Here is a 23,713-nt window from a genome sequence, read left to right on the forward strand (position 1 = left end):
ACGGCCGTTCACCTTCGCCATGCTCACTCCTCCAGCAGCGCGTCGCCGGGCGCGCTCGCGCGCTGCGAACGGGTCGCGAGGAAGTACGCGTAGCCCACCGCGAGGAAGCCGACGAACACCAGCGCGACCAGCCCGTTGAAGTACACCATCGTACCGAGACAGACGAGCGCCGCAAGAATCGCGAATGCCGGGAAGATCGGGTACAGCGGCGCGCGGAACGGCCGCGCCATGTTCGGCTGCGAGCGGCGCAGCTTGAACAGCGACGCCATGCTCACGATATACATCACGATCGCACCGAATACCGACATCGTCACGATGTTCGCGGTCAGCGTCTGGCCGCCGAACTGGATCAGCTCGTCGCTGTAGATCGCCGCGATGCCGACCACGCCGCCCGCGAGGATCGCGCGATGCGGGGTCTTGAAGCGCGGATGCACCTTCCCGAGCCATTCAGGCAGGTAGCCTTCGCGGGCCAGCGCGAAGATCTGGCGCGAATAGCCGAGGATGATCCCGTGGAACGACGCGACGAGCCCGAACAGCCCCAGCCACACGAGCATGTGCATCCAGCCGCTGTTGGCGCCGACGATGTACTTCATCGCCTGCGGCAGCGGGTCGTTGATGTTCGCGAGCTTGGTCCAGTCGCCCGCGCCGCCGGCGAACACCATCACGCCGATCGCGAGCGCAACGAGGGTCAGGATCCCGGCCACGTAGGCGATCGGAATCGAGCGCTTCGGGTTCTTCGCTTCCTCGGCGGCCATCGCGACGCCCTCGATCGCGAGGAAGAACCAGATCGCGAACGGGATCGCCGCGAACATCCCGTGGAATGCGCCGACGCTGAAATGATCGGCGCCCGACCAGCCGCCCTTCATGAAGTTGCTCCACGTGAAGCCCGGCGACACGACGCCCATGAACACCAGCAGTTCGAAAATCGCGAGCAGCGTGACGACGAGTTCGAACGTCGCGGCGATCTGCACGCCGACAATGTTCAGCGCCATGAACACGAGATACGCGCCCATCGCCGCGTGTTTCGGCTCGAGGCCGGGAAACTGCACGTGCAGGTATGCGCCGATCGCGAGCGCGATCGCGGGCGGCGCGAACACGAACTCGACGAGCGTCGCGGCGCCGGCGAGATAACCGCCCGTCGGGCCGAATGCACGGCGCGCATACGCGAACGGGCCGCCCGCGTGCGGGATCGACGTCGTCAGCTCGGTGAAGCTGAAGATGAAGGTCGTGTACATCGCCGCGACGAACAGCGCGGTGACGACGAAGCCCAGCGTACCGGCGCTCGCCCAGCCGTAGCTCCAGCCGAAGTATTCGCCGGAAATCACGAGGCCGACCGCGATGCCCCACAGTTGCCAGGTCCCGAGCGTCTGCTGCAGCGCGGGCTGGCCGGACGACTTGGCGCCGGCGGCGGGCCGGCCATTCGACTCTGCTTTCATCGGACTCTCTCCTCAAATGCGCCGGGCCTGACGGCCTGCGCGACTGAGAATCGATGCTAGAGAGTCATTAAACGACGTGTTATCGAAATTCGGCAAAGATCGCGGCTGACATTTCGCTGACGGAAACGCCGAGCCCGGCCGCGCGACGCGCTCCGATGCACCGGGCGCGCACGCCTGACCGCCCCCTGCGGCCACCGCCGCCGGCCGCGCGAAGCGGCCGGACAGACGCGCGCGGCAGGCTTACTGGCCGCCGCTGCGCTGGTTGAACCAGCGGTCGAGCAGCTTGCCGGCCGCTTCGCGGCCGCCGAGGCCGAACGACAGCGCGACGGCCACCGCGATCGCGCCGAGCACGAGGCCGAACGCGAGCTGGACGATCTCGTTCGCGATGCCCATCGCGCGCAGCCCCATCGCGAACACGAGGCCGAGGATCGCGAATTGCGCGATGCGCGCGAACAGCACGCTGTGCTCGCGATCGGCCTGCTCGATCACGCGGCGCGCGAGGCCCGCGAGCCACACGCCGATCACGAGGATCACGCCGCCCATCAGCACATGGCCGCCGAATTCGATGAACAGCGTGACGACGTCGCGCACCTGCGAGAAGCCGAGCCGGTTCGCGGCTTCGACCGACGCGAACAGCATCGCGAAGAACACGATCAGCCGCGCGACCAGCACCGACGGCTGCAGGATTCCCGAGAACACGCGTTCGACGCCGAGCACGGCCGGCAGCCCGTCGGCGCCGGCGGCTTCCAGCAGCTTCTGCGCGAGCGACGCGACGAAGCGCGCGAAGTAGAACGTGACGAGCACGATCACGATCGCCGCGACGATGTCCGGCACCGCGCCGAGGAACTGGTTCAGCATGTTGGTCGCGGGGCCCGAGATCGCGTCGATCTTCAGCGCGTCGAGCGCGGAGATCAGCGTCGGCACGAACACGAACACGTAGACGATCGTGCCGATCAGGCTCGACACGCGCACCGGCGTCGGGCTGTCGAGACGCTGCGTGAGGCGGTCGGCGCCGGCGGCGACGAGCAGGTTCGTCACGAGGCCGCGCAGCACGCGCGCGACGACCCAGCCGACGAAGCCGATCACCGCGGCCGCGAACAGGTTCGGCACGATCGCGAGCAGCTTGTCGACCATCCCCTGCACCGGCGACAGCAGCCCCGACAGCGCGAACGACGCGAGGATCGCCGGCAGGAACATCAGGATCACGAGCCAGAACAGCACGTCCCCGAGATAACCGCTCATCGGCTGCATGCCCGTGCCTTCGGACAGCTTGTCGTCGATCTTGCTCGCCTTCAGCGCGCGGTTCGCGAGGCTGCGCAGCAGCGACGCGATCAGCCACGCGATCAGCGTCAGCGCCGCGCCGCCGATCAGGTTCGGCAGGTAGTCGACGATGTGCGTGACGAGCAGCGAGAACGGATTGGAAACCGCGTACAGGTTGAGCACGTTGAAGATGCCCACCGCGGTGACGAGCAGCACGAGCCAGAACAAGCCGCCTGCGATGATCCGCTCGACGTACGCGCCCTGGCCGGTGCTTTCGTTGATCCGCTGATCGACCTTCAGCGCGCTGAGCAGGCGCAGCGCGCCGGCCCGCGCCACCACCGCGATCAGCCAGCCGATCACCAGGATGCCGATCGCGCCGGCGATCTTCGGCAGATATCCGCCTAGCGTGGTCTGCAGCGACGTGATGAAGCTGGAAGCATCCATTTCTTGTTCTCCCGAAAAACGTGGCGTTGCGATTGAACATCGACGAACTACCTGCGTACTTCGAATGGTGTGCGTTGCCGCTTGAGCAACTTACCCGAGAAAAATGACGCCTTCACCCGATTTCACCGTCTTTAACTTTAGTCATAGATCGCACGGGGACAAGACCCCATTTCGGCAAATAAAAAGGGGCGGATTTGTCGACCGCTACGCATTTCCGCAAGATTTATCCATTCGGGCCGTGCTACCGTGGCTTCGGTTCTTGCCCGGACACGCCGATGACAGTCGAAACGAAAACCGACAAACCCGCGTGGGTCCGCTATGCGGCCAGCGTGGCGCGCGTCCACGAATACATCCGCGTGCACCTCGACGGCCCGCTCGACCTGAACCGGCTCGCCGAAGTCGCGTGCCTGTCGCCGTATCACTGGCAGCGCGTCTACCGCGCGCTGTACGGCGAGTCGATCGTGCTGACGGTGCGGCGGATGCGGATCGTGCGCGCATCCGAGGATCTCGTCTGCACGGCGCGGCCCATCGACGAGATCGCGCGGCGCGCGGGCTACGGTTCGACGCACGCGTTCGCGCGGGCGTTTCGCGACGCATACGGCGTGCCGCCCGCGCAGCACCGGCGCACGGGCGTCCACCGGCCCATCTATCCGCTACAGAGAGGAGAGGAAGACATGTTCAAGCATGAAGTCGAGATCCGGCGCCAGCCGGAACTGCGCGGCTACGCGGTGGCGCACACCGGCGCGTACCTGAAGGTCGGCGACGCGTTCGCGCGAATCGGCGCGTGGGCCGGGCAACACGGGCTGATCGGCCCGGGCGCGAAGATGATCGGGATTTTCTACGACGATCCGGACACGACACCGGAAGCGCAGTTGCGCGCGAAGGCCTGCTTCATGCCGGCCGACGGCGCGCCGGACGTCGAGCCCGTGCCGCCCGTCGAGCGTGCGACGGTAGCGGGCGGCGAATACGCGGTGCTGCTGCATACGGGGCCGTATGCGGACCTGAAGACCGCCTACCAGTGGCTCTACGGCGACTGGCTGCGTCACTCGGGCCGCGAGGCCGCCGACGCGCCGCCGTTCGAGCTGTACCTCAACACGCCGATGGATGCGGCGCCGGCCGACCTGCGCACCGAGATTTACCTGCCGTTGCGCTGATCGAAGGGCCGGTGCGCCGGGGCGAGCCGGCGCGCTGTTCCAGGGCGATGTCCGTTGCGGGCGCCACGCCGTCGTTGGCGGTTCCGATGCCGGCAACCAGGCCGGCGATTGCGCGTTAGCCGGCCTGCGTCCCGCAGCCCGGGCAGAAGCGCGCGTCGGCGGCCAGCGCCGCGTGACAGCGGCTGCAAGCCTTGGCGCGCTGCGACGCGCCGCACTGCGCGCAGAAACGCGCATCCGCCGCGTTGAGCGCACCGCAGCCCGCGCAGGCGAGCTGGCTCAGCGGCATGTTGCCGCCTTGACCATCGGCCGGCGCCTGCCAGCCCCAGCCGTGACGATCGCGACCGCGCGCATCGTGGCCGCCGTGCCCGTCCCGGCGCTGCCCGCCGTGATGCCCGCCACCGCTACTGCTGTTGCCGTGCCCGCTGCCGTGGCCACCGCCGTGCCCACCCAGGATCCGTTTCAGAAAACTCATCGCACGCTCCTCAACGCGTGGCCTGCGCGCCGCCGAACGCGCCGGAGGACGACAGCAGCCGCAAGCCGTTGGCGACGACGATCAGGCTCGCGCCCGCGTCCGCGAATACCGCCATCCACATCGTGCCGAGCCCCGCGACCGCGAGGCCGAGGAACACGATCTTCACGCCGAGCGCGAAACCGATGTTCTGCACCAGCACGCGGTGCGTCGCGCGCGACAGCCGCACGAACGCGGGAATCTTGCGCAGGTCGTCGTCCATCAGCGCGACGTCGGCCGTCTCGATCGCCGTGTCGGTGCCCATCGCGCCCATCGCGAAACCGATGTCGGCACGCGCGAGCGCCGGTGCGTCGTTGATCCCGTCGCCGACCATCCCGACCGCACCCGCGCCGCCGGCCGACAGTTCCTCGACCGCCGCGAGCTTGTCTTCGGGCAGCTGGTTGCCGCGCGCGTCGTCGATGCCGGCCTGCTGCGCGATGGCTTGCGCGGTGTGCGGGTTGTCGCCCGTCAGCATCGCAGTGCGGATGCCGAGCGCATGCAGGTCCGCGATCGCCGCGCGGCTCGTGTCCTTGATCGTGTCGGCCACCGCGAAGATGCCGAGCACGCGCGCGTCGTCGACCAGCACCACGACGCTCTTGCCCTGCCGCTCGAGCACATCGAGCTTCGTTTCGAGAGCCGGCGAGCAGCGCTCGAGTTCCTCGACGAGCCGATGGTTGCCGAGCCAGTAGCGCGTGCCGTCGATCGTGCCGCGCACGCCGCGCCCGACCAGCGCTTCGAAGTCCTGCACATCGGCGAATACCGCCGTTCCGGCGTCGCGCGCCGCGGCCGCGATCGCCTGCGACACCGGGTGATCCGAGCGCGCGGCGAGGCTCGCGCCAAGGTGCCGGACCCGCTCGGCATCGGCGCCGGACGCATGCATGTCGAAGTCGGTCTGCACCGGCTTGCCGTGCGTGATCGTGCCGGTCTTGTCGAGCGCGAGCCATGCGAGTTTGCGCCCTTCTTCCAGATAGACGCCGCCCTTCACGAGAATCCCGCGCCGCGCGGCGGCCGCGAGCCCCGATACGATCGTCACGGGCGTCGAGATCACCAGTGCGCACGGGCACGCGATCACGAGCAGCACCAGCGCGCGGTAGATCCAGTCGTGCCACGCACCGCCCATCACGAGCGGCGGCACCACCGCGACCAGCAGCGCGACCGCGAACACGATCGGCGTGTAGACGCGCGCGAACTGGTCGACGAAGCGCTGCGTCGGCGCCTTCGCACCCTGAGCCTCCTCGACCGCATGGATGATCCGCGCGAGCGTCGAGTTGGCCGCAACGGCCGTCACGCGGTATTCGAACGAACCCGCTTCGTTGATCGTGCCTGCGTACACCGCATCGCCGGCCGTCTTTTCGACAGGCAGGCTCTCGCCGGTGATCGGTGCCTGGTTGACCGTCGAGCGGCCGGCGACGACTTCGCCGTCCAGCCCGATCCGCTCGCCCGGCTTCACGCGCACGACCGCGCCGAGCGCGACCTGCGCGGCCTCGATCGTGCGCCACGATCCGTCGGCATCCTGCACGGTCGCGGTGTCCGGCGCGAGCTGCATCAGGCCCTGGATCGCATTGCGCGCGCGGTCGAGCGACTTCGCCTCGATCAGCTCGGCGATCGTGAACAGCACCATCACCATCGCGGCTTCCGGCCACTGGCCGATCGCCATTGCACCCGTCACCGCGATGCTCATCAGCGCGTTGATGTTCAAGTTGCCGTTGCGAATCGCGATCCAGCCCTTCTTGTACGTGGTGAGCCCGCACGCGAGCACCGCCGCGAGCGCGAGCGCCGCCGACAGCCACACCGGCAAGCCGGCCCAGGTCGCCCCCTCGGACGCGATCGCGGCTACGCCCGCCAGCGCCAGCGGCCACCACGGCTTCGCGGGCGCGTCGGCGATGCGCGCCGCCGGTGCGCCGGCCGATGCGGCCTCGGGCGTCATCCCGAGCGTCCGGATCGCGCTTTCGATCGCCGGCTGGGCGCCCGGCACGTGCTCGACGGTCAGCATCCGCTGCATCAGGTTGAATTCGAGCGCCGACACGTCGCGCATCCCGCCGAGCTTCTTGCGGATCAGCGTTTCCTCGGTCGGGCAGTCCATCTGCATGATCCGGAACGCGGAACGCACGTGGCCCGACGCGGTCGCCTGCGCGACCGGCAGCGGTGCGAGCGTCAGCGCGGCAGGTGCGCAGCAGTCGCCGGCCGTGTGATCGTGGTCGTGGTCGTGGTCGTGGTCGTGGTCGGCATCGGCGGCCCCCCCCCCCCCCCCCCCCCCCCCCGCGCCGTGTACATGCGCGTCGCCATGTGCATGATCGTGGCCCGCATCGCCGTGCGAACACTCGGCACCGTGCCGATGCGCGCCGCCGTGTGCATGGTCGTGATCGTGCCCCTCACCGCCGCCGTGGCCGCGCGATGCGGCGTCGCCGTGCGCGTGCTCGCCGGCCGCCGGCACCTCGTCGGCAACGGTCGCCGCGTGCGTGTCGCGCGCGTCGGCGCAGCACGTGTCGGCGCCGCCGGCATGGCGGTGTCGTGGGTCGTGGGTACGCTGGGCGTCGGTCATGACAACCTCCTTTATGGCTTGACGGTGTAGAGTTAACACCCTGAAGCCACTACAAGGTCAACCCTTACACGGGAGATAGGCATGAAGATTGGCGAACTGGCCAAAGCGGCCCGCTGCACCCCCGAAACGATCCGTTTCTACGAAAAAGAGGGGCTGATGCCGGACGCGGAGCGCACCGACGCGAACTACCGCAACTACACCGACGTGCACGTCGAACGGCTGCGCTTCATCCGCAACTGCCGCGCGCTCGACATGGCTCACGACGAGATTCGCACGCTGCTGCAGCTCACCGACACGCCGGCCGACCGCTGCGATTCGATCAATTCGCTGCTCGACGACCACATCGGACACGTCGACGCGCGCCTCGCGGAACTCACGCATCTGCGCGACCAGCTCACCGAATTGCGTCGCCAATGCGTTGGCGAACATTCGGTCGAGGATTGCGGAATCGTGCATGGTCTCGCGACGATGGAAACCGTCGCGCCGGCCGCGAAGCGCTCGCACCTCGGCTGAAACCCTTGTGAAATAAGATAGTCTGATTGAAAATAGTTATATTCTTACTAGATATAGCATAACTATTTATGTCAACGAGCCGCCCGTCCCCGCTCGCGCTGGCCGTCCTCGCGACGCTCACCGAAACGCCGATGCATCCGTACGGGATGCTGCAGCAACTGAAGGCCCGCGGGTACGACGAAGTCGTCAACGTGCGGCAGCGCACGAGCCTCTACCAGACGATCGACCGGCTGCTGCGCGACGGGCTGATCGCCGTGCACGACACCGAGCGCGACGGCGCTTTCCCCGAGCGCACGCTGTATGCGCTGACCGAAGCCGGGCACACGGCGGGCCAAACGTGGCTGCATGCGCTGCTCGCGGAGCCCGCGCGTGAATTTCCGGTGTTCGGCGCCGGCCTCGCGTTCCTGCCGCTGCTCGACGCAGAAGATGCGCGGCACCAGCTCGAACTCCGGATTGCCCGGCTCGACGCAGAACGCGAGCGCCTGGAAGCGCTGCGCAACGCCGCGCAGGCCGACCAGGTGCCGCGCCTGTTCCTGCTGCAAAACGAACACGCGCTCGTGCTGCTCAATGCGGAGCTCGACTGGGCGCGCAGTGTCGTCGAACACCTGAAGATCGGCGCGCTGCGCTGGGTGGACGGCTGACCAGTAACGAAGGCCGATTCCCGCCAGCAACGGGAATCGCCGCGGTCAAAGCACCTTGCCGGGATTCAGGATGCCGCGCGGGTCCAGCGCGGCCTTCAGGCATCGCATCAGCCCGATTTCCGCGTCGCTGCGCGTGTGCGCGAGATAAGGACGCTTGAGCGCGCCGATCCCGTGCTCGGCCGACACCGAGCCGCCCATGTCCCGCACCACCGCGTACACGCAGTGATCGAGCGCGTCGGCGTCCGCGTCGGTCATCGTGGCCAGCGACACGCCGATATGCACGTTGCCGTCGCCGACGTGGCCGAAAAACAGGCACGTGAGCGCCGGCCAGCGCACCCGCAGCGCCGCCTCGCAGCGTTCGGCGAACGCGCCGAGCTCGCCCGTCGGCAAACTCACGTCGAAGTTGACGAGCTGCGGCAGCGCATCGATCGCGAGGCCTTCGCGCAGCGTCCACAGGTCGCGCGCCTGCCGCTCCGACGTCGCGAGCACCGCATCGTCCACGAGCCCTGCTTCGATCCCCGCCGCGAGGCCGGTTTCCAGCGCTCGATGCGCATCGCCGCCCGGCGCGCTCGTCGCGCACTCGATCAGCACCGCGAAACCGCCGTCACCCGCGAATGGCCCAGTGACGCCCGGCGTGTGGCGCGCGACGTAGTCGTAGAACGCCGGCCACATCGCCTCGAAGCTGACGACCTCGGGCAGCGTGCGCACGCGGTTCCACAATCCGACCACCGCGTCGTAATCGCGCACGCGGCAGAGCGCGGTGGCCGGCGCGGCGAGCAACGGATGCAGCCGCAGCACGGCGCGCGTGACGACGCCGAGCGCCCCCTCGCTGCCGATGAACAGCTGCTTCAGGTCGTAGCCCGCGTTGTTCTTCAGCATCCGGTTCATCGACGACACGACCGTGCCGTCCGCGAGCACGGCCTCGAGCCCGAGCACCTGCTCGCGCATCATCCCGTAGCGGATCGCGCGCGTGCCGCCCGCGTTCGTCGCGAGCATGCCGCCGATCTGGCACGAGCCGCGCGCGCCGAGATCGACGCCGAACGTGAAGCCCGCCGCTTCGGCGGCTTCCTGCACCGTCTGCAGCGGCGTCCCGGCGCGCACGGTCATCGTGCCGGCCGCCGCGTCGAGCGCTTCGATGCCCGCGAAGCGTTCCATCGACAACACGACCTCGCCGCCGAGCGCGACCGCCCCGCGTGCGAGCCCCGTCAGCCCGCCTTGCGGCACGACCGGCTGGCCGAGCCGCGCGCACAGCGCAAGCGTGCGCGACACGTCGTCGACGCTGCGCGGGCGCACCAGCGCACGCGGCCGCACGCCGGCCGGCTCGTTGTACGCGGTGAAGTAACGCGGATCGATGTCGGCCGCGCGCGTGACGAGCGCGTCGCCCAGTTCGGCGACGAGCACGGCATCGAGCGCATCGTCCGACAATGGCGCGCCGCCCTGTTCGCCGCCCACGGCGGCCGGGTTCGGGTTCTGCATTGCGCGCGGCCCCGCTTACTTCGTCGAGATGTCAATATCGCCGAAATACTTCAGGCCGAGCGACTTCACCGTGCCGTCCGCCTTCAGCTTGTCGATCGCCGCGTCGAGCTTCGCCTTCAGCGCGTCGTCGCCCTTGCGCAGGCCGAATGCGATGCCGCTGCCGAGGATCCGGTCGTCGTGCACGGGCTGGCCGACGAACGAGAAGCCCTTGCCGTCCGGGCGCGACAGGAAGCCGCGCTGGCCGGACGGTGCGAGCACCAGTGTCGCATCGAGACGGCCCGCCACGAGGTCCGCATACGCCTGGTTCTGGTCCTGGTACGCGACGACCGCGACGCCGGCCGGCTCCCAGTGCGCCTTCGCGAAGGTTTCCTGGATCGACGCCTGCAGCACGCCGACGCGCTTGCCCTTCAGCGATTCGGGCGTCGGCAGCAGGCCGCTGCCGGTGCGCGCGATCAGCTGGGTCGGCACGCGATAGATGATCGTCGTGAAGTCGATCGCCTGGCGCCGCTGCTCGGTCGCGTTCATCGCCGAGTTGATCGCGTCGAACTTGCGGCCCTTCAGCGCGGGAATCAGGCCGTCGAACGACGTCTCGACCCATTTGCACGACAGCTTCGCCGTCTGGCAGACGGCATTGCCGACGTCGATGTCGAAGCCCTGCAGGTCGCCGTTCGGCGCTTTCGATTCGAACGGCGGGTATTGCGCCTCGAGGCCGAAGCGCAGCGTCTGCGTATCGGCGAGCGCCGCGCCGGAGCCGATTGCGCACGCGAGTGCGAATGCGAGTTTCAGGGTTGCCGTGTGCTTCATCGTGATCTCCTGGGTCTGGTCGATGCGACGTCCTCGTCGCCGGTTTCATTGCTTACAGCGAACGCAGCCGCCGCGCGCCTTCGACCAGCGTCGCGTCGTCCTTCGAAAAACTGAGCCGGATCACGCCGGCGTCGGTGCCGTCGGTATAGAACGCCGACAGCGGAATCGTCGCGACGCGCGCGTCGCGGATCAGGCGCAGCACGAAATCGCTGTCGCTTTCGTCCGAGAAGTGCCGGAAGCGCGCGAGCATGAAGAACGAGCCTTCGCTCGGCAGCAGCTCGAAACGCGAATCGGCCAGCTCGCGTGCGAGCAGGTCGCGCTTGGCCTGGTAGAACGCCGACAGGCCGAGATAGCTGTCCGGCCGCGCGAGGATCTCCGCGAACGCGACCTGCATCGGCGTGTCGGCAGCGAACACCATGAACTGGTGCACCTTGCGGATCTCGTCCATCAGCTCGGCGGGCGCCAGGCAATGACCGACCCGCCAGCCGGTCACGTGGAACGACTTGCCGAACGACGACACGATCACGCTGCGCTCGGCCAGCTCGCGGTGGCGCGCCACACTCTGGTGCAGCGCGCCGTCGAATACGACGTGCTCGTAGACCTCGTCGGACAGGATCACGATGCCGGTGTCGCGCGTGAGCTGCGCGAGCCGCTCGAGATCGTCGGCCGAGAACACGGTCGCGGTCGGGTTGTGCGGCGTGTTCACGATGATCATCCGCGTGCGCGGCGTGATCGCCGCGGCCACCTCGTCCCAGTTCACGCGGAAATGCTCGGGCGACAGCTTGATCGCGACCGGCGTCGCGCCCTGCAGCCGCACGATCGGCGCATAGCTGTCGAACGACGGCTCGAAATAGATCACTTCGTCGCCCGGATGCACGAGCGCGCTGATCGCCGCGTACAGCCCTTCGCTCGCGCTCGCGATCACCGTGATCTCGGTCGCCGGGTCGTAGCGCGTACCGTACAGCGCCTCGGTCTTCTCGGCGAGCCGCTCGCGCAGCGCCATCACGCCGGCCATCGGCGAGTATTGGTTGTGCCCGTCGCGCATCGCGCGCGCGACGCCTTCGACGAGCGCCGGATCGGGCGCGAAATTCGGCGCGCCCTGCGACAGGTTCAACGCATCGTGTTGCGCGGCCAGCTGGCCGATCACCGTGAAGATCGTCGTGCCGACGTCGGGCAGTTTCGAACGGGGCGCGGTGGCGCTTCGCATGACTCCTCCTTCTGATGTCCTTCGGGCTGGCCCGCGCGACACGCGCGGCCCTGCATCTGCCGCATGATTTAGCCCCAGCCAATATCGGCGGACAATCGAAAGTTCGTCATGGCGGCCATGCATTTTTCTCATGGCTTACGGTGTGAAGCACGCAGCGGCAAGGCTGAACTGCCGGCCTGATATGCGAATCAGGCATTACCCGTAGGGGATGCTACGCGTCCGCCGCCACCAGATACGCGAGCAGCACGGCCCGCAGCTCGCCGCGCAGCGCGGCGAAGTCGAGCGCGGGCCCGAGCGTCAGCAATGCCTGCGAGAGGCCGCCGTAGCAGACCGTATGCGCCATCCGCGCGAGCCCGTCGAGCCGCGCGGCCGGCGGCGGATCGGCCGCGTGCGCGAGCGCGTCGCGCCACAGCGCGACATATGCGTCGTAATGCCGGCGGTATGCGGCGAGCGGCGACACCTGCCGCTCCAGCGCGAAGAACGCGCTCCACAGCGCGGCGTCGGCGCCGATCGCGTCGACCTGCAGGTCGACGAGCGCCATGGCGAGTTCGGCCCGCGGCGCGCCGCGCAGCCGCTCCGCCGCATCGCGCAGCCGGTCGGCCATCGCCAGCACATGCCGGTGGATGCAGAGCGCCGCGAGGCTCTGCTTGTCGCCGAAATACTCGTAGAAGGTGCCGATGCTCACGCCCGCGACGGCCGCGATCTCGCGGATCGTCGCCTTCGCGTAGCCGCGTTCGAGCAAAAGCCGAACGAACGCCTGCTGCAGCGCGTCGGAGCTCGCCTGCGCGCGCGACTGGCGCGGCCGGCGGCGCAACGCGGGCGCGGGTTGCGCCGCCGGCTGGCCGGGCGGCGCCGGAACCTGAACATGTCGCGGCGGCATATTTGCTACTCTGGAATTCAGCAGGGAATGCGTTTACCGGGAGCCGGAACCAGCGCCGCAGCGCCACCCGTGTTGCATGACGCCGGCCGCCCGCGAAGCATGAGACCGGAGACAACCTCGATGACCGAATCGACTCACGCCGTCACGAACCAGTTCGACGAACTGGTCGACTATAACCTCTTCGCGACGGACATCGCGCTGCGCGACGCGCTCGCCCGCGCCGGCGCCGACTGGGCCATGCCGCAGCTCGACGCGTACGGCGCGCGGCTCGGCAGCGCCGACACCGCGCAACTCGCCGACGAAGCGAACCAGCATCCGCCGGAGTTGAACGCGTTCGACCGGCGCGGCCGGCGCATCGACCGCGTCGATTTTCACCCGGCGTGGCACGCGCTGCTCGGCCAGTACCGCCACGAAGGCTTCGTGTCGCTCGCGTTCCGCGACACACGCCGCGGCCGCTGGGCCGCGACCGCGGCCGGCTTCTACCTGCACGGCCAGATCGAGGCCGGCACGCTGTGCCCGGCGACGATGACGCAGGCCGCGATTCCCGTGCTGCAGAAAGAGCCCGCGCTGTGGAACCTGCTGCGCGACAAGCTCTACAGCGACGACTACGATCCGCGCGACGTGCCGGTCGCCGCCAAGCGCTCGATCTGGTTCGGCATGGGGATGACCGAGAAACAGGGCGGCTCCGACGTGCGCGCGAACACGACGCTCGCCACGCCCGTCGGCGCGGGCGGGCGCGGTGGCGAATACCTGCTGCGCGGCCACAAGTGGTTCTTCTCCGCGCCGATGTGCGATGCGCACCTCGTCGTCGCGCACACCGAAGGCGGCAGCCCGTCGTGCTTCTACGTGCCGCGCTGGCGGCCGGACGGCACGAAGAACGCGGTCGAGATCCAGCGGCTGAAGAACAAGGTCGGCAACCGCAGCAATTCGAGCAGCGAGATCGAGCTGAACGACGCGTGGGGGATCATGCTCGGCGACGAAGGCCGCGGCATTCCGACCATCATCGAGATGGCCACCTACACGCGGCTGGACTGCGTGCTCGGCAGCGCGGCGATGCTGCGCCAGGGCGTCGTGCAGGCGATCGCGTACACGCGCCAGCGCCACGCGTTCGGCCGCGCGCTCGCCGAGCAGCCGCTGATGCGCACCGTGCTCGCCGATCTCGCGCTCGAAAGCGAAGCGGCGCTCGCGCTCTCGATGCGTCTTGCCGACGCGTTCGAGCGCGACGACTCGCCGCGCGAACGCGCGTGGAAGCGCATCGTCACGCCCGCCGCGAAATTCTGGGTCTGCAAGCGCGCGGTCGAGCTGACCGGCGAGGTGATGGAAGTGTTCGGCGGCAACGGCTACGTCGACGACGGCCCGATCGCGCGGCTGTTCCGCGAGGCGCCCGTCAACTCGATCTGGGAAGGCTCGGGCAACGTGATGTGCCTCGACGTGCTGCGTGCGGTGTCGCGCGAGCCCGACTCGGCCGCCGCGCTGTTCGCCGAACTCGCCGACCTCGGTGCGGGCGAACCGCGCATCCGCACGGCGCTCGACGCGCTGCGCGCGATGCTTGCCGCGCCGGCCGACACGCTCGAGGCATCGGGCCGCGTGTTCGCGCAGCGGCTCGCGCTCGTCGCGCAGGCGTGCCTGCTGCGCCGCGATGCGCCGGCGGCCGTCGCCGACGCGTTCGTCGCGACGCGGCTCGCGGCGCCCGACTGGGGCCGCATCGCGGGCGGCTTCGATCCGCATGCGCTCGACGTCGCCGCGCTGCTGCAGCGCGCGTATCCGGCCTGACGCCGGTTCGCTCGCCTGAGTTCGCCTGCGTTCGCCCCGCCCGGAGCCCCATGAACCTCGTCGCCGCCCTCGACCGCGCCGCCCGCGCGACGCCCGACAAGCCGTTCCTCGTCAGCGAATCCGCGACGATCACCTATGCCGCCGCGCGCGAGCGCTCGCACCGCGCGGCGGCCGTGCTGAGCGCGCTCGGCATCGCGGCCGGCGACCGCGTCGCCGCGATGTGCTTCAACACGCCGGCCTTCGTCGACCTGATGTTCGGCGTGTGGCGGCTCGGCGCGACGTTCGTGCCGGTCAACCACAAGCTGCAGGCGCCGGAAGTCGACTACGTGCTCGAACACAGCCGCAGCAAGGCGCTCCTGTTCGACGTGGCGCTCGCGCCGGTGGTCGAACGCATCGTTCATCCGGCGCGGCGCCTCGTGACCGAAGGCGAGCTCGACGGCGTGCCGTGCTTCGACACGATGAGCGTAACGATGGACGGTGTCGCGGGCATCGAACCGGCCGACGGCGACATCGCGCAGATCCTCTATACGTCCGGCACGACCGGCCGCCCGAAAGGCTGCGTGCACAGCCACCGCACCGTGACGCTCGCGGCGATGTCGGCGGCGCTCGCGACCGGCATCGGCCGCAACGAGCGCACGCTGGTGGCGATGCCGATCTGGCATTCGTCGCCGCTCAACAACTGGTTCGGCGGCACGCTGGTCGCGGGCGGCACCGTCGTGCTGCTGCGCGAATACCATCCGTTGCGCTTCCTGCAGGCCGTCGAGCGCGAGCGCGTGACGCTGTATTTCGGCGCGCCGGTGTCGTACACGCTGCCGCTCGACACGATCGACGGCTTCGCGGCGTTCGACCTGTCGAGCGTGCGCGCATGGTTGTACGGCGGCGGCCCGATCGGCGCCGCGCAGGCCGAACGGCTCGCACGCGCGTATCGCAGCGACGCGTTCTTCCACGTGTACGGGATGACCGAAACGGGGCCGGCCGGCACGACGCTGTATCCGGACGAGCAGATCGCGAAGGCCGGTTCGATCGGCCGCCACGGCGGCCCGGGCGTCGACCTGCGCGTCGTGCGGATGGACGGCATCGATGCGCAACCGGGCGAGACCGGCGAGATCTGGCTGAAGGCCGACAGCATGATGCTCGGTTATCTCGACGATGCGGCCGCGACGCGCGCCGCGTTCGCGCCGGGCGGCTGGTATCGCACCGGCGACGTCGCGCGGATCGATCAGGATGGCTACCTGTTCATCGTCGACCGGCTGAAGGACATGATCGTGACCGGCGGCGAGAACGTCTATTCGAAGGAAGTGGAGGACGTGCTCGGCGCGCATCCGGACATCGCCGAGGCGGCCGTCGTCGGCGTCCCGCATCCGGACTGGGGCGAGACGGTCGTCGCGCACGTCGTGATGCGCGCGGGCGCGGCGCCCGACGCGGACGCGCTGCGCGCGTTCTGCAGCGAGCGGCTCGCCGCGTACAAGATCCCGCGCGAGTTCGCGTTCGCGCAGGCGCTGCCGCGCACACCGACCGGCAAGCTGCAGAAATTCCTGCTGCGCGTGCGCAAGGAGTAGCGCCCGCTCACGCCCCATTGAAAAAAGCCACCAGGCCCGACGGCCCGGTGGCTTTTTCGCATGATCGGCCGGGCAGCGACGTGCGCCGCCGCCCGCGAGTCACAGGCTGCTTACTTGCCGCCGATGCTCTTCAGCGGCTTCCACTCGCCCTTCTCGACCTTGTACATCGTGATGCCGCCGTTCTTCAGGTCGCCCTTCGCGTCATACGCGACGTGCGTCGACGTAACGCCCGCCATGTCGCTCTTCGCGAGCACCGGCAGGTACTTCGCCGGATCGGTCGAATCGGCCTTCTTCATCGCGTTGAGCATCGCCATCGCGCCGTCGTATGCGTACGGCGAGTAGGTCTGCACTTCTTCGCCGAAGCGCTTCTTGTACTTGTCGGCGTAGGCCTTGCCGCCAGGCATCTCTTCGAGCGGGAGGCCCGCCAGCGAAGCGATCGTGCCTTCCGACGCGTTGCCCGCGATCTTCAGGAACGTCGGCGTCTTCACCATTTCGCCGCTCATCAGCGGTGCCGCGATGCCGAGCGCCTTCATCTGCTTGACCATCGGCGCTGCCTGCGAATCCGCGCCGCCGTAGTAGACGAGGTCCGGCTTCGCCGCCTTCAGCTTGGTCAGGATCGCCTTGAAGTCGACTGCCTTGTCGTTCGTGAATTCGCGGTCGACGATCGTCGCGCCGCCGGCCTTCGCGGCCTTCTCGAACTGGTCGGCGAGACCCTGGCCGTAGGCCGTGCGGTCGTCGACGATCGCGATCTTCTTCATGCCGAGATCCTTCGACGCGAACGTGCCGGCCACCGAGCCCTGCTGCGTGTCGGACGTCATCATGCGGAAGGTCGTCTTGTAGCCTTGCTGCGTGTATTCCGGTGCCGTCGCCATCGCGATTTCCGGAATGCCCGCGTTCGCATAGATGCGCGAAGCCGGGATCGTCGTGCCCGAATTGAAGTGGCCGAGCATGCCCTTGATGCCGTCGTCGACGAGCTTCTGCGCCACCGTCGTGCCCGTGCGCGGGTCAGCCTGGTCGTCCTGCGTGCTGAGCACGAACTTCACGGGCTTGCCGCCGATCTTCGGGTTCGTCGCGTTGAAGTCTTCCAGCGCGAGCACGATCCCGTTCTGCATATCCTTGCCGTAGTGCGCCTGCGCGCCCGTCATCGGCCCTGCGTAACCGATCTTCACGTCATCCGCATGGGCCGTCCCCGCCAGCGACATGACCGCGACGAACGTCGCGCCTGCCACCTTTTTCATCGTGTGTTGCATAGCATCTCCTTGGTACCAGGGTAAATGAAGCGGCTTCGGGATCGCCTTGCCGCTTCTTTGTTTGATCCGAACGGCAAGGATGATCAGCCGATCGTCATCAAATTCGCATTGCCGCCCGCCGCGGCCGTGTTCACGCTGACCGAGCGCTCGGTCAGCAGCCGCTCCAGCGCGTAGTCTTCCGCGTCGCCGTTCTCGAACGCGCCCACCGACACGCCCTGCACCGACACGATCGGGCCCGGCCGCTGCGCGACGTCCTTCACGAGCGTCTGCAGTTCGTCGCTGTCGCCTTCGAACAGCACCGCGTCGAACGCCGCGTCGGCCTGCTTGCGCACGGCCGCGTGCGGCTTCAGCGACGCCGGCAGCGCGGCGACGAGCGCCTCGCCGGCCGCGCCGGCGAACAATGCGCGGTTGCCGGTCGCGAGCACCGCCGCGAACTGCGCGCGCGCGCCGCCCGGCGTCGCCGCGACACACAGCACCGTGCCGCGCGGGCCGAGTGTATACGTGTTTCGCTCGCCCGTCGGGCCGGTCAGCACCGCGGTCGCGCCGGCCGGCACCTGCGCGAGATAACCGTCGCAACGCGCGGCCAGCGCCGGTTCGCGCTGCTCGATCAGCCAGTCGCGCAGCGTGGTCAGCGCCGCCGCCGGGTTGCCGCGCGCGTCGCCTTCGACCGCGCCGTCCGCCACCAGCGTCTGCGCGAGCGAGCGCGGCAGGCCCGACGGACGCGTCGCGAGCAGGCGCTGCAGGTACAGCGCGCCGCCGGCCTTCGGGCCCGTGCCCGACAGCCCTTCGCCGCCGAACGGCTGCACGCCGACCACCGCGCCGATCACGTTGCGGTTCACGTAGATGTTGCCGACGTGCGCGTTCGAGATCACGTGTGCGATCGTCTCGTCGATCCGCGTGTGGATGCCGAGCGTCAGGCCGTAACCCGTCGCGCGGATCTGCTCGAGCAGCTTGTCGAGCTGATTGCGGCGATAGCGCACGACGTGCAGCACGGGGCCGAACACTTCACGCTTGAGCTCGTCGATGCTGCCGATCTCGATCAGCGTCGGCGGCACGAACGTGCCGTGCACGCACGCATCGGGCGCCGGCAGTTGCGTGACCGCGTGGCCCTTGTCCTTCATCGCCGCGACGTGCGTGTCGATCGTCTGCTTCGCTTCGCCGTCGATCACCGGGCCGACGTCCGTCGACAGCCGGTCGGGGTTGCCGAGCGCGAGCTCGTGCATCGCGCCCTTCAGCATCGTCAGCGTGCGGTCCGCGACATCGTCCTGCAGACACAGAACGCGCAGCGCCGAACACCGTTGACCGGCCGAATCGAACGACGACTGCATCACGTCCGCGACGACCTGCTCCGCGAGCGCCGACGAATCGACGATCATCGCGTTCTGGCCGCCCGTTTCCGCGATCAGCGGGATCGGCTTGCCGTCCGGGTCGAGGCGAGCCGCCAGCGTCTTGTTGATCAGGCGCGCGACTTCGGTCGAGCCCGTGAACATCACCGCGCGCGTGCGCGGATCGGCGACCAGCGCCGCGCCGACGGTCTCGCCGTCGCCCGGCAACAGTTGCACCGCGCCGGCCGGCACGCCGGCCTCGCGCAGCAGGCGCACGGCTTGCGCGGCGATCAGCGGCGTCTGTTCGGCCGGCTTCGCGAGCACCGTGTTGCCGGCTGCCAAGGCTGCCGCCACCTGGCCCATGAAGATCGCGAGCGGGAAGTTCCACGGGCTGATGCAGACCACGGGGCCGAGCGGGCGGTGCGTGTCGTTCGAGAATTCGTCGCGGATCTGCGCGGCGTAGTAGCGCAGGAAGTCGACCGCTTCGCGGATCTCGGCGATCGCGTTCGGCAGCGACTTGCCGGCTTCGCGCACGATCAGGCCCATCAGCGTATGCATCTGCGCTTCGAGCAGGTCGGCTGCACGCACGAGGCAATCGGCACGCGCGTCGACCGGCGTTGCCTGCCAGATCGGCGCGGCGGCCACCGCGTGCGCGAGCGCCGCGCTTACGTGTTCGGCCGTCGCTTCGCTGACCGTGCCGACCGTGTCGCGCTGGTCGGCCGGGTTGCGCACGTCGCGGGCCGGCGCGTCGGCGAGCGCGTCGTCGGCGAGCATCGGCGCCGCGCGCCACGGGAAATGCGCGCTCGCGAGCAGCGCGGACGACAGCGACGCGAGACGGTGTTCGTTCGACAGGTCGAGGCCCATCGAGTTGGGACGCTCGTCGCCGTACAGGTTGCGCGGCAGCGGGATCTTCGCGTGCGGCGCGCCGAGCGGCACGACCTTCATCGCTTCGTCGACCGGATCGGCGACCAGCTCCTTCACCGACACGGTTTTATCGGCGATGCGGTTCACGAACGACGTGTTCGCGCCGTTTTCCAGCAGGCGGCGCACCAGGTACGCGAGCAGCGTCTCGTGCGTGCCGACCGGTGCGTACACGCGGCACGGACGATTCAGCTTGTCGCGGCCCGTGACTTCCTCGTACAGCGGCTCGCCCATCCCGTGCAGGCACTGGAATTCGTACTGGCCCGGGTAGTAGTTCTGGCCCGCGAGCTGGTAGATCGCGGCCAGCGTGTATGCGTTGTGCGTCGCGAACTGCGGGTAGACGGCGTCGGGCGCCGCGAGCAGCTTCTTCGCGCACGCGAGGTACGACACGTCGGTGTAGATCTTGCGCGTATAGACCGGATAGCCTTCGAGGCCGTCGACCTGCGCACGCTTGATCTCGCTATCCCAGTACGCGCCCTTCACGAGACGGATCATCAGGCGGTGACGGCTGCGGCGCGCGAGATCGATCAGGTAGTCGATCACGAACGGGCAGCGCTTCTGGTAGCCCTGCACGACGAAGCCGATGCCGTTCCAGCCCGCGAGATCCGGATCGAAGCACAGCGCCTCGAGCAGGTCGAGCGACAGTTCGAGCCGGTCGGCCTCTTCCGCGTCGATGTTCAGGCCGATGTCGTAGCGGCGCGCGAGCAGCGCGAGCGCGCGCACGCGCGGCAGCAGCTCGCTCATCGTGCGGTCCTGCTGCGAGCGCGAATAGCGCGCGTGCAGCGCCGACAGCTTGATCGAGATGCCCGGGCCCTCGTAGATGCCGCGGCCGCCGGCCGCCTTGCCGATCGCGTGGATCGCCTGCTCGTACGACGCGTAGTAGCGCTGCGCGTCCTCTTCGGTCGTCGCCGCTTCGCCGAGCATGTCGTACGAGTAGCGGAAGCCGCGCGCTTCGTACTTGCGGCTGTTGGCCAGTGCTTCGGAGATCGTCTCGCCGGTGACGAACTGCTCGCCCATCAGGCGCATCGCCATGTCGACGCCCTTGCGGATCAGCGGCTCGCCGCCGCGGCCGATCAGGCGCGTGAGCGCCGACGACAGGCCCGCTTCGCTGTTGGTCGTCACGAGCTTGCCGGTGATCATCAGCCCCCAGGTCGCCGCGTTCACGAACAGCGACGGCGCGTGGCCGACGTGCGAGCGCCAGTCGCCCTTGCTGATCTTGTCGCGGATCAGCGCATCGCGCGTCGCGCGATCGGGAATGCGCAGCAGCGCTTCGGCGAGGCACATCAGCGCGACGCCTTCCTGGCTCGACAGCGAGAACTCGTGGATCAGCCCTTCGACGCCGCCGCCCGAGCTCTTCTCGCGCAGCGCCTCGACGAGCTTCGTCGCCAGCGCCTGCGCGTCCGCCTGCAGGTTCGCGGGCAGGCGCGCCTGGCCGAGCAGGAACGGCACGCATTCCGGCTCGGGGCGGCGGTACGCGGCCGTGATCGCCGCGCGCAGCACCGATTGCGGCTGCACGTTCTGCGCGAACTCGAGGAACGGATGCGGCGAGTTGTCGTCGTCGCCGTCCGCAGCCTGACCGTCGGCGAGCTCCGTGACACCACTGTGGCCCGACAGCTCGGGCGGCAACTGGCCGTGCTCGATCCGCTCGAGATACGCGAAGATCGCCTGCTTGATCAGCCAGTGGGGAGTGCGCTCCAGACGCGCGGCTGCGTCCTTGAGGCGCGAGCGGAGAATGTCGTCGACTTTGACGCCGAGAGTCGTGGTTGCCATGGTGGGTTCGTGCGCCGGTGCGAGCCCGGCAATGTGGTGTGAGAGGATGCGCGAAATCCTACGGCACGCAATAAAAAGGTGCAACCAAATTGAGAGATGGGTTGCACCCTTGAGTTAGTCAATATAATCAGCCACTTAGAAGGTTGCAACCTAGGGGTTGCCCGCGGTCCGGGGATCGGTGTTTTCCCTGATCGAACCGATTCGACATGCGCGTGCAACCCCCGGCGCGCACGGCGGCGGACGAAAACGGGTTGCACTGGGTGTGGCGGCGAGTGAGCCGCCTGATATGAGTGCGCGACGAGAGACGGTTCGGAGGGGCCCGGCGGCCCGGGCTTCAATGCGGAAGCGCGACGGCTGCGCGGGGCGCCGCTCAGATATCCAGCGGATCGACTTCGACGCTCCACCGCAGCACGCCCTTCAGCGCACGCAGCTCCGGCTGCCATGCGCGCAGCGCATGCTGCAGCGCCGCTCGCGATGCGCTTTCGAGCAGCAGCTGCGCACGGTGGACGTTCGCGACCTTGACGATCGTCATCGGCACCGCGTCGTACACGGTCACGCGATCGGCGCCCGGCAGCCCCGGCAACGCGGCTGCGGCCTGCAGCAGGAACGCGAGCGCCGCGTCGAGCGTGCGCCCTTCGGCGCGCAGCAGCGCCTGGTAGACGAACGGCGGCAGGTGCGCGTCGCGGCGCTCGCCGAGCGTCGAATTCGCGAAGCCGACGTAATCCTGCCGCCCGAGCGCGTGGTACAGCGCGTGACGCGGGTAGCGCGTCTGCACCATCACCTCGCCCGGCAGCCCGGCGCGGCCCGCGCGGCCGCTCACCTGCATCAGCTGCGCGAACAGCCGTTCGCTCGCACGGAAGTCGTGCGAGAACAGCGCGGTGTCGGCATTGAGCACGCCGACCAGCGACACGCGCTGGAAGTCGTGCCCCTTCGCGATCATCTGCGTGCCGACGAGGATGTCGACCTCGCCCGCGTGCACGTCGGAAAAGAGCGCCTGCGCACTGCCCTTGCGGCGCGTGCTGTCCGCGTCGATCCGCAGCACGCGCGCGCCCGGCACGGCCTCGGCGAGCGCCTCCTCGATGCGCTGCGTACCGCGCCCGAGCGGCGCGATGTCGACGTTGCCGCACTCGGGGCACGACCGAGGAATGCGCGCCTCCCAGCCGCAGTGATGGCAGCGCAGCGCATGCTCGGGCTTGTGCAGCACGACGTACGCGCTGCAGCGCGGGCAGCCCGCGACCCAGCCGCAGGCGTCGCACGCGAGCTGCGGCGCGTAGCCGCGCCGGTTCAGGAACACGAGGCTTTGCTCGCCGCGCTCGAGCCGCGCCTTCAGCGCCGCGACGAGCGGCCCCGACAGCCCGCCCATCGACGCGCGCCCGCGCCGCCGTTCCTCTTCGAGATCGATCAGCCGCACGGTCGGCAGCGTCGCGTCGGCCACCGCGCGGCGCGACAGCGTGAGCCGCGTGTAGCGGCCCTGCTCGGCCTGCCACCAGGTTTCGAGCGACGGCGTTGCCGAGCCCAGCACGACCGTGATGCCGAGCTGCTTCGCGCGCCACACGGCGAGATCGCGCGCCGAGTAGCGCAGCCCTTCCTGCTGCTTGTACGCGGGCTCGTGCTCCTCGTCGACGACGATCAACGCGAGCGTCGGCATCGATGCGAGCACCGCGAGGCGCGTGCCGAGCACGATCCGCGCGCGGCCCGTGTGCGCGGCGAGCCAGTTGCGCGCGCGCTCGCCCTCGGCGAGCCCGCTGTGCAGCGTGACGATCGCGTCGTCTGCGAGCGCACCCGCGAAGCGCGCGCGAAACGCGGCCTCGAACTGCGGGGTCAGGTTGATTTCCGGGACGAGCACGAGCGCCTGCGCGTCCGGCCGCGCGTCGAGCAGCGATGCGAGCGCATGCAGATAGACCTCGGTCTTGCCGCTGCCCGTCACGCCGTGCAGCAGGAACGGCGCGAAACCCTGCGCGGCGCGGATCGCGTCGAGCGCCTCGGCCTGCTGGTCGGTGAGCGCCGGCGGCACAGCTCGTCCACCGGTTGTCGACAGGTTATCCACAGCTTTGGGCACAGGCGCGTCGTTCCAGCCGATCTCCTCGACGTCGACCCAGCCGCGCACCGCCCAGTCATCGAGCGTCGCGGCCGCCTTCGGATGCAGCGCGCGCGCGTCGGGCAGCCCCAGCGAGCCGGTGTCGACGAGCGCCTGCGCGAGCCGCCGCAGCGCGGCCCCGCGCGCGGGCAACGCATCGGGCAGCACCGCAC

The 23,713-nt window shown here is 69.1% G+C and carries 16 protein-coding genes; 5 read left to right on the forward strand and 11 right to left on the reverse strand.

Annotated elements, in window-relative coordinates; genetic code table 11:
• Positions 1–23: 23 nt before the first annotated feature.
• Both eat and ACPUER_RS24150 read right to left on the reverse strand, forming a co-directional pair.
• Entirely contained in the window at positions 24–1,436 is a 1,413-nt protein-coding gene (gene eat, locus ACPUER_RS24145; protein ID WP_175962693.1) for an ethanolamine permease, read from the reverse strand.
• Between the two features lie 240 nt (positions 1,437–1,676).
• Positions 1,677–3,140 carry a mechanosensitive ion channel gene (locus ACPUER_RS24150; RefSeq protein WP_310139313.1) on the reverse strand — a complete coding sequence of 488 codons (1,464 nt, stop codon included), beginning with the start codon at positions 3,138–3,140 and terminating at the stop codon, positions 1,677–1,679.
• Positions 3,141–3,415: 275 nt separating this feature from the next.
• Between ACPUER_RS24150 and ACPUER_RS24155 the strand changes: the two genes are divergently transcribed.
• Positions 3,416–4,294 carry an AraC family transcriptional regulator gene (locus tag ACPUER_RS24155; RefSeq protein ID WP_425132323.1) on the forward strand — a complete coding sequence of 293 codons (879 nt, stop codon included), beginning with the start codon at positions 3,416–3,418 and terminating at the stop codon, positions 4,292–4,294.
• Between the two features lie 115 nt (positions 4,295–4,409).
• Here the strand turns inward: ACPUER_RS24155 and ACPUER_RS24160 are convergent, their stop codons facing one another.
• Together ACPUER_RS24160 and ACPUER_RS24165 are read right to left on the reverse strand one after the other, a co-directional pair.
• Positions 4,410–4,766, reverse strand: coding sequence for a zinc ribbon domain-containing protein (locus tag ACPUER_RS24160; RefSeq protein WP_425132324.1), 357 nt, complete (start codon positions 4,764–4,766; stop codon positions 4,410–4,412).
• Positions 4,767–4,776: 10 nt separating this feature from the next.
• Positions 4,777–7,344, reverse strand: coding sequence for a heavy metal translocating P-type ATPase (locus ACPUER_RS24165; protein WP_425132325.1), 2,568 nt, complete (start codon positions 7,342–7,344; stop codon positions 4,777–4,779).
• Between the two features lie 81 nt (positions 7,345–7,425).
• Here ACPUER_RS24165 and cadR point away from each other — a divergent pair, with 81 nt between their 5' ends.
• A complete protein-coding gene (cadR, locus tag ACPUER_RS24170; protein ID WP_152860574.1) occupies positions 7,426–7,857 on the forward strand; it encodes a Cd(II)/Pb(II)-responsive transcriptional regulator in 432 nt (143 codons plus the stop codon).
• Positions 7,858–7,925: 68 nt separating this feature from the next.
• Entirely contained in the window at positions 7,926–8,498 is a 573-nt protein-coding gene (locus ACPUER_RS24175; protein WP_096472151.1) for a PadR family transcriptional regulator, read from the forward strand.
• Positions 8,499–8,543: 45 nt separating this feature from the next.
• Here ACPUER_RS24175 and ACPUER_RS24180 read toward each other — a convergent pair whose 3' ends face one another.
• The 4 genes from ACPUER_RS24180 to ACPUER_RS24195 all read right to left on the reverse strand — a co-directional run bounded on the left by ACPUER_RS24180 (position 8,544) and on the right by ACPUER_RS24195 (position 12,865).
• Positions 8,544–9,974: an FAD-binding oxidoreductase gene (locus ACPUER_RS24180; protein ID WP_425132326.1), complete on the reverse strand. Its 1,431-nt coding sequence runs from the start codon at positions 9,972–9,974 to the stop codon at positions 8,544–8,546.
• A 15-nt stretch (positions 9,975–9,989) separates the two neighbouring features.
• Positions 9,990–10,778: an ABC transporter substrate-binding protein gene (locus ACPUER_RS24185; RefSeq protein ID WP_034183849.1), complete on the reverse strand. Its 789-nt coding sequence runs from the start codon at positions 10,776–10,778 to the stop codon at positions 9,990–9,992.
• 52 nt (positions 10,779–10,830) lie between these two features.
• Positions 10,831–11,985, reverse strand: coding sequence for a pyridoxal phosphate-dependent aminotransferase (locus ACPUER_RS24190; RefSeq protein ID WP_347064589.1), 1,155 nt, complete (start codon positions 11,983–11,985; stop codon positions 10,831–10,833).
• A gap of 211 nt (positions 11,986–12,196) precedes the next feature.
• The gene (locus ACPUER_RS24195; protein ID WP_425132327.1) at positions 12,197–12,865 is read right to left on the reverse strand and encodes a TetR/AcrR family transcriptional regulator; all 669 of its coding nucleotides are present in this window, start codon (positions 12,863–12,865) and stop codon (positions 12,197–12,199) included.
• 120 nt (positions 12,866–12,985) lie between these two features.
• Here ACPUER_RS24195 and ACPUER_RS24200 point away from each other — a divergent pair, with 120 nt between their 5' ends.
• A complete protein-coding gene (locus tag ACPUER_RS24200; protein WP_425132328.1) occupies positions 12,986–14,638 on the forward strand; it encodes an acyl-CoA dehydrogenase family protein in 1,653 nt (550 codons plus the stop codon).
• Positions 14,639–14,688: 50 nt separating this feature from the next.
• Positions 14,689–16,197: a class I adenylate-forming enzyme family protein gene (locus tag ACPUER_RS24205; protein ID WP_425132329.1), complete on the forward strand. Its 1,509-nt coding sequence runs from the start codon at positions 14,689–14,691 to the stop codon at positions 16,195–16,197.
• 110 nt (positions 16,198–16,307) lie between these two features.
• Here ACPUER_RS24205 and ACPUER_RS24210 read toward each other — a convergent pair whose 3' ends face one another.
• The 3 genes from ACPUER_RS24210 to ACPUER_RS24220 form a co-directional block, all read right to left on the reverse strand.
• Positions 16,308–17,447 carry a branched-chain amino acid ABC transporter substrate-binding protein gene (locus ACPUER_RS24210; RefSeq protein ID WP_105390381.1) on the reverse strand — a complete coding sequence of 380 codons (1,140 nt, stop codon included), beginning with the start codon at positions 17,445–17,447 and terminating at the stop codon, positions 16,308–16,310.
• An 83-nt stretch (positions 17,448–17,530) separates the two neighbouring features.
• On the reverse strand, positions 17,531–21,463 hold the full coding sequence (gene putA, locus ACPUER_RS24215) for a trifunctional transcriptional regulator/proline dehydrogenase/L-glutamate gamma-semialdehyde dehydrogenase (RefSeq protein ID WP_425132330.1): 3,933 nt from the start codon (positions 21,461–21,463) through the stop codon (positions 17,531–17,533).
• 370 nt (positions 21,464–21,833) lie between these two features.
• A partial coding sequence (locus tag ACPUER_RS24220) for a primosomal protein N' (RefSeq protein WP_425132331.1) occupies positions 21,834–23,713 on the reverse strand: 1,880 nt, incomplete at its 5' end.

Source organism: Burkholderia sp. DN3021 (assembly GCF_049805555.1).
Lineage (GTDB): Bacteria > Pseudomonadota > Gammaproteobacteria > Burkholderiales > Burkholderiaceae > Burkholderia > Burkholderia pyrrocinia_C.